This window comes from Streptomyces lavendofoliae (genome assembly GCF_014649735.1).
Lineage (GTDB): Bacteria > Actinomycetota > Actinomycetes > Streptomycetales > Streptomycetaceae > Streptomyces > Streptomyces lavendofoliae.
Map to the genome: position 1 here is coordinate 89,583 of NZ_BMTP01000020.1, position 6,597 is coordinate 96,179.

At 70.9% G+C, this 6,597-nt stretch carries 3 protein-coding genes and 1 pseudogene; all 4 read left to right on the forward strand.

From position 1 onward, the window contains the following. The first annotated feature begins 65 nt into the window (after positions 1 to 65). Entirely contained in the window at positions 66 to 614 is a 549-nt protein-coding gene (locus tag IE109_RS29330) for a hypothetical protein (protein WP_189554396.1), read from the forward strand. A gap of 53 nt (positions 615 to 667) precedes the next feature. Further along, complete coding sequence (locus IE109_RS29335) at positions 668 to 1,018, forward strand: hypothetical protein (protein WP_189554397.1); 351 nt, start codon at positions 668 to 670, stop codon at positions 1,016 to 1,018. Between the two features lie 22 nt (positions 1,019 to 1,040). After that, positions 1,041 to 5,573 (forward strand): hypothetical protein, encoded by a 4,533-nt coding sequence (locus IE109_RS29345; protein WP_229891691.1) that lies wholly within the window; start codon positions 1,041 to 1,043, stop codon positions 5,571 to 5,573. Continuing rightward, positions 5,574 to 6,597 (forward strand): annotated as a pseudogene (locus tag IE109_RS29350) (hypothetical protein); the annotation flags it as partial.

Below are 6,597 nucleotides of genomic sequence, written 5' to 3' on the forward strand. Positions count from 1 at the left end.
ATCTGCTGGCGCGGGCCCGGCCCGCCCATCCTCCACCCCCTGCCCGCGCCGAAGAGAGCCGCCGCATGCCCGGAGAACCCATCAGCGGCCCGTGCTGCGACGACCTGCACGACCTGTGCGCCTGGCCGACCACGCCAGACCACTTCCTCTACTGCTCATGCCACTGCCACCAGGAGGCCCGCGCCATGGCCGCAAAGCCCCGCGCCACCACCGCCCGCCGCACCACCACTACCCGCCCCGCGCGCAGCCCGCGCGAGCTGGCACCCGCCGCCCGGGAACCGGAGCCGGAGGAGGTCGAGGAGACCGACGCGGCCGAGGCCCAGGAGATCGAGGCCGAGGGCCACTACGTCACCGCCGAACTCGCCGGCGAGGACCTGCGCATCGTGCCGCCCGGAGCCTGGCGGCAGAGCTGGCAGAAGGCACTGGCCCAGGGCCAGTTCGACTTCTTCGCCGAGCAGGTCATCCACCCCGAGGACCTCGACCTCTATTTCGAGATCGACCCCACGAACGACGAGTTCGAGGCGTTCGTCGCCGAGGCGGCCAGCCGGTCCGGTGAGAGCCTGGGGAAATCGCGTGGACCCGCCAGGTCGTCCAGGCGCACCCCGAGGCGGTAGAGGCCGACCTCCTTGAGCGGGGCTTCGACCTCCTCGACGTCTACCGCGGCGAGATGACGTGGCGACGCCTGCGGGTCATCATCCAGCACCTGCCGCCCGAGTCCCACACCATGACCGCGCTCCGCAACGCGATGCCCGCGGAGGACTTCGAGAAGCAGGCCGAGTCCGGTGAGCCGGAGAGGGACCGCTGGTCCAAGCAGGAGCAGATCCTCGCAGGCATCTACGACCGCCTCGGTGACTTGCAGTACATCACCGTCGTCGCCAACTCCGACGGCAAGGGCCGCAAGCCGAAGCGGCCGGCCCCGCTGCCCCGGCCAGGGGTGACCAAGCCGAAGAAGCAGCAGGCGATGTCGGAGCAGGCCGCGAACAAGCTGTTCGAACTGATCAACGGAGGCGCGGCCTGACGCGCGGAGGGAGGCCTCCGCCGTGGCCATCACCGTCGGGTCTGTCGAAGTCGATATCGTCCCCAACACTCGCGGCATCTACGCCCGGCTGCGATCGGAGCTCACCCCGGACGCAGCCCGGGCCGGCCGGGACGCCGGAAACTCGGCCGGGTCGAGCTTCGGCGACGCGATGCAGTCCCGCGTCGCGGGCATCGGCCTCCAGGTCGGCGAGCGGGTCGGGCAGCAGATCGCCTCCCGCGTCCGCACCGCCATCCAGGACAGCATCCGCGACGGGATCTCCCAGGGCGGGGCGTCCGCCCGCCCGGCCGCGGCCCGCCAAGGACAGCAGACCGGCTCGGCCTTCGCCCGCTCCCTGCGTACCCAGCTGGCCGCCGCACTGCAGGACCTGCCCGAGGTCCGGCTGCACGCCAACAGCACAGACGCACAGCGTGAGATCTACCAGCTCCGCTCACAGATGCAGGCCCTACAGGACGCCCGCATCGGCATCGACATCTCCACCGCCGACGCGGTCGCCCAGATAGCGCAGATCCAGGCACGGCTGGAGCGCCTGTCCGCCGACGATGCCAACATCGCCGTCCGGGTCGACACCGCCGCTGCCGCCACCCAGCTCGCCGCGATCCAGGCCATGGTCGACCGGCTCGACGGCGACGACGCCGAGGTTGACGTCAAGGTCGACACCTCCGGCGCGCTGTCCGCCGTCATGCAGCTTGGTATCGCCATCGCCGGCCTGGCCGCCATTCCGGCCGTGCCGGTCCTGGCCGCGGGTATCGGCTCCATCGCCGCCGCCGGCGTTGCTGCCGGCGCCGGTATCGGCGCGCTCGGGGCGGTTGCCGTGCCCGCGTTCGTCGGTATCGCCAACGCGCTCAAGGCGCAGAAGGCGGCCCAGGACGCGGCCACCACGGCGAGCGCCCGCGGCTCGCAGACCGCGGCCCAGTCGGCCTCCCGGGCCCTGCAGCTGGCCGGCGCCCAGCAGGCCCTGGCCACCGCGCACCGCAATGCCGCACGGCAGATCGACCAGGCCGAGCAGGGCGTCGAGGACGCGGTCCGCTCGGCCGCCGAGGCCAACCAGCAGGCCGCCTCGCAGGTCCGCGCCGCCCGCCAGGCCCTGGCCAACGCGGTCGAGCAGGCGGCGGAGCGCCAGCGGCAGGCCGCCGAGCGGATCGCGGACGCTGAGGACTCCCTCGCCGACGCGCAGCGCACGGCGCGGCAGGCCCAGCAGGACCTCACCCGCGCGCGCCGTGAGGCGGCCCTCGAGCTGGCGGAGCTGGGCGACCGGCTCACCAATGCCCGGCTGGATGAGAAGGACGCCGCCCTGTCCGTGCAGGAGGCGGAGGTACGGCTGCGGGAGCTGCGCGCGAAGGGGTCCAAGGCCACGGTCTTGGAGCAGCAGCGCGCCCAGCTCGCCTACGAGCAAGCTGTACAGCGGCTCAAAGAGCAGCAGGGCGAGACGAAGTCCCTGACCGCGGAGAAGGCCGCTGCGGACAAGGCGGGCGTCGAAGGCTCCCAGACAGTGCAGTCCGCCGTGGAGCGGCTGCGGCGCGCCGACGAGGCGGTGGCCGACCAGCAGAAGACGCTGGCCAAGGCCCGCGCCGAGGCGGCCCGCCAGCAGGTGCAGTCCCAGCAGGACATCGCCGCCGCGCAGGAGCGGGTCGCCGAGTCGCAGCGCAACGTCGCCCGTGTTCAGGAGGACGGGGCCCGGTCGGTCGCCCGCGCCCAGGAGCAGCTCGTCGCTGCGCAGCAGTCGGCCGCCGACTCGATCGCCTCGGCGCAGCGGCAGATCGCCTCCGCGTCGCTGTCCGCGGCCGGCAGTGTCGACCAGGCGGCGGTGGCGCAAGCGAAGTACCGCGCGGAGCTCGCCAAGCTGAGCCCAGCAGCGCGCGGCACCTACGACGCGTTCCAGTCGCTGCGCACGGCATTCTCCGGCTGGGCCAAAGCTCTGCAGCCGGCCGTGATGCCGATCTTCACCCGGGCGCTCATCGGGCTGAAGAACTCCCTGCCGGGGCTGACTCCGTTCGTGCTGGCCGCGGCCCGGGCCATCAGTCATCTGCAGGACCGTGTCTCGGCGGGCTTCAGGTCGCCGTGGTGGCGACAGTTCCGCGACGAGCTCGCCGGGTCCGTCTACCCGGCGATCGTCGGCCTCGGTGTGTCCTTCGGTCGGATCTTCAAGGGCATGGCTGGCATCATCGACGCCTTCCTGCCCCACATGGAGTCCATCTCCGCCCGGATGCAGGAGATCACCAGCAGGTTCGCGGCCTGGGGCACCGGCCTCAAGGGCTCCCCGGCCTTCGAGCGGTTCCTGGCGTACTCCTCGCAACAGGCACCCCTGCTCGCAGAACTCCTCGGGAACATCGCCGCCGCGTTCTACCAGATCGCGAAGGCGTCGGCCCCGCTCTCGGGCCCCGTGCTGACGGTGCTGTCCCAGCTGTTCGCCGGGATCGCGTCGGTCGCACAGTCCCTGCCGTGGCTGATCCAGCTCCTGTACGCCGTGTGGGTCGCCACGAAGCTGTGGACCCTGGCGGTGATCGCGTTCAACCTCGCGATGAACGCCAACCTGGTGGTGCGCATCATCACGCTGATCGTCGCCCTGGTGGCGGCGGTCGTCTACGCGTACAAGAACTGGGGCTGGTTCCGCGACATCGTCAACGCCGTCTGGGCCGCGATCCAGACGGCGGCTCTGTGGGCCTGGCGAAATGTCCTGCAGCCAGTGTTCTCCGCCATCTGGACGGCGCTGCAGACCGTCGGCCGCTGGGCCTCGTGGCTCTGGACGAACATCCTCAGCCCGGTGTTCGGGTTCATCTCGACGGCGGCCCGCATCCTGCTGACCGTCGTCGTGGTGGCCGTCCTCCTGCCGATCATCGCCACCATCAAGGTCCTCGCGGCAATCGCGATGTGGCTGTGGGACAAGGCCATCGGCCCGGCGTTCCGCCTCATTGGCGCGGTTGCGATGTGGCTGTGGCGCAACGTCTTCTCCCCGGTCTTCACCTGGATCGGCGACAAGGTCCGCTCCATGTGGGACAAGTGGGCCCGGCCCGCGTTCGTCCTGTTCAAGCTCGGATTCCAGGAGCTCGGCGACAAGGCGTCCTGGCTGTGGCGCACCGTCCTGTCCCCGGTCTTCTCGTGGATCGGCGACAAGGCGTCCTGGCTGTGGGACAACGCGATCAAGCCGGCGTTCTCGAGCATCCAGAAGGGCGTCGCCGCTGTCGGACGGTCGTTCGAAGACGCGAAGAACTTCATCGGCCGGGCCTGGCAGAAGGTCGAGGACCTGGCCAAGAAGCCGGTCCGCTTCGTCATCGACAAGATCTACAACGCGGGCATCGTCCCGACGTGGAACCTGGTCGCCACCGCGTTCGGCGCCCCCGAGATCAAGCCGATGAAAACCCAAGGCTGGGCCACCGGTGGTGTCCTTCCCGGCTACACCCCCGGCAAGGACGTCCACCACTTCTACAGCCCCACCGGCGGCGGCCTCGAGCTGTCCGGCGGCGAGGCCATCATGCGGCCGGAGTTCACCCGCGCGGTCGGCTCCCGGTTCGTGTCCGCCATGAACAAGATCGCCACCACGCGGGGTGCCAGCGGGGTCAAGGCGGCCCTGGCGCCGTCGCTCGGCGGCGACCCGGACACCCCAGTGCAGCGTTTCGCCTCCGGCGGGATCTTCGGCTGGATCGGGAAGAAGGCCGCAGGCGCGGGCAGCGCTGTGTGGAACGGGGTCAAGAAGGGCGCGAGCTGGCTCGGCGACACCATGGAGCGCTCGGCGCGCGCTGGCTTGAACGACGTGGTCAACCCGCTTCTGGCGGCCTTCCCCGGAGCCGACACCAACCTCGGCCGGATGCTCCGCCGGATCCCCACGAAGATCCTCGACTCGATCTTCGGGTTCAGCAAGGAGGCCGACAAGCGGGGCGCCGGCGACATCCTCGGCGGCCCCCGGATTCAGGCCGCCCTGAAGTGGGCCAAGACCCAAAACGGGCTCCCGTACCAGTGGGGCGGTAACGGCAACCCCTCCTGGGACTGCTCGGGCTTCATGTCGGCGATCGAGTCCGTGATCCGCGGGCAGAAGCCGCACCGTCGCTGGTCGACGCACGCGTTCAACGGCGGCACCCCGCCCGGCTGGGTGCGTAACGGCGCCTCCGCTTTCCGGGTCGGCATCACCCACGCCGGCGTCGGCCACACGGCCGGAACCCTCGGCAAGACGAAGGTCGAGTCGAGGGGCGGTGACGGCGTGGTTGTCGGCCCCCGGGCCCGCGGCTACAACGACAAGCTGTTCCCCACTTGGTACGGCTTCCAGCCGGACAAGTACGACAGCGGGGGTTTCCTGCAGCCCGGGCTGAACTTGGCCTACAACGGCACCGGCCGCCCGGAGCCGGTGTTCACCACCCAGCAGGCCAACGCGCTGACCTCAAAGGCCGTAGCCCCTGGTGGGTTGCAGCCGGGTGACGAGGTCTGGTTCGTCGTGGACGGGCAGCGGTTCTCCGCCTACGTCGACACCCGAGCCGACCGCCGGGTCGCGGCCACTCTCCAGCCCGCCGTCACCGCCATGCGAGCCAACCGGAAGGGGGTCTAAGTGGCGATCCCCGGGAACATGCTCAGCGCGACGACGGAGTCGATGGATCCCAGCCTGTCGGGCTGGACGGCGAAGCTGAACTGCACCATCAGCAGGGGCACTGGCGGGCGGAACGGCGACGGCACGCTGCGGCTGTCGTCGTCGGCCGCTGGCGAGATGCAGGCCCGCACGGTCTGGTCGTACTCGGTTGTCGCCGGCCAGGAGTACCAGGCGTTCGCGGACGCCTGGGGGACGGTGCCGGAGCGGATCGGGCTGCGCTGGCTGACCGCCGCCAATGTCGAGATCTCCATCTCGTGGTCGGTGACCACGTCGTCGGCGTCGGCGTCGTGGCACCGCATCAGCGTCTCCGACTACGCCCCGGCGACCGCAGCAACAGTCCAGGTGGTCGTCTCCTCGGTGACCCCCGCGGGCGCCGGCGTCCAGCACAACTTCGAGAACGTGTATCTCGGCTCCCCGATGCGGACGACCGGCAACCTGCTGTCGGCGGACGCGGAGGGCATGGACGCGCCCATCTTGGCCTGGCAGGTGGACGCCAACTGCAGCATCGCCCGCCAGACTCCGCCGGTGACGTGGGCGGTGGACTGGTACTGGGGCGGCGGACACGTTCTGGCGATGACGGTGACGGCGGGCGGTGACGCCTCGGTCCGCACGACCGCCCTGTCCCCGGTCACCCCCGGGCAGGAGTACATCGGCTACGCCTACCTCAACCCGCCGACCGCCGGGTCGACGACGTGGGTGGAGCTCCGCTTCTACACCGCCGCGTCGGCGCTGATCACCACCGAGCGGGCGAACCTGTCGGCGCCGGGCACCGGCTACTACCGGCAGAAAGTCTCCCGTGTCGCCCCGTCGAACGCCGCCTACGTCCGCCTGGCCGCAGGCATCACCTCCGGCACCGCCGGTCAGGTTGTCCGGATCGACGGCGCCGTCATCATGTCAGCCGCGCCGCTGCGTGAGGGCAGCGTCGTCCCCTACGCCGATGCCAGCTTCGAGAAGGACGTCGCCGGCTGGACCGTGGTCAGCGGCG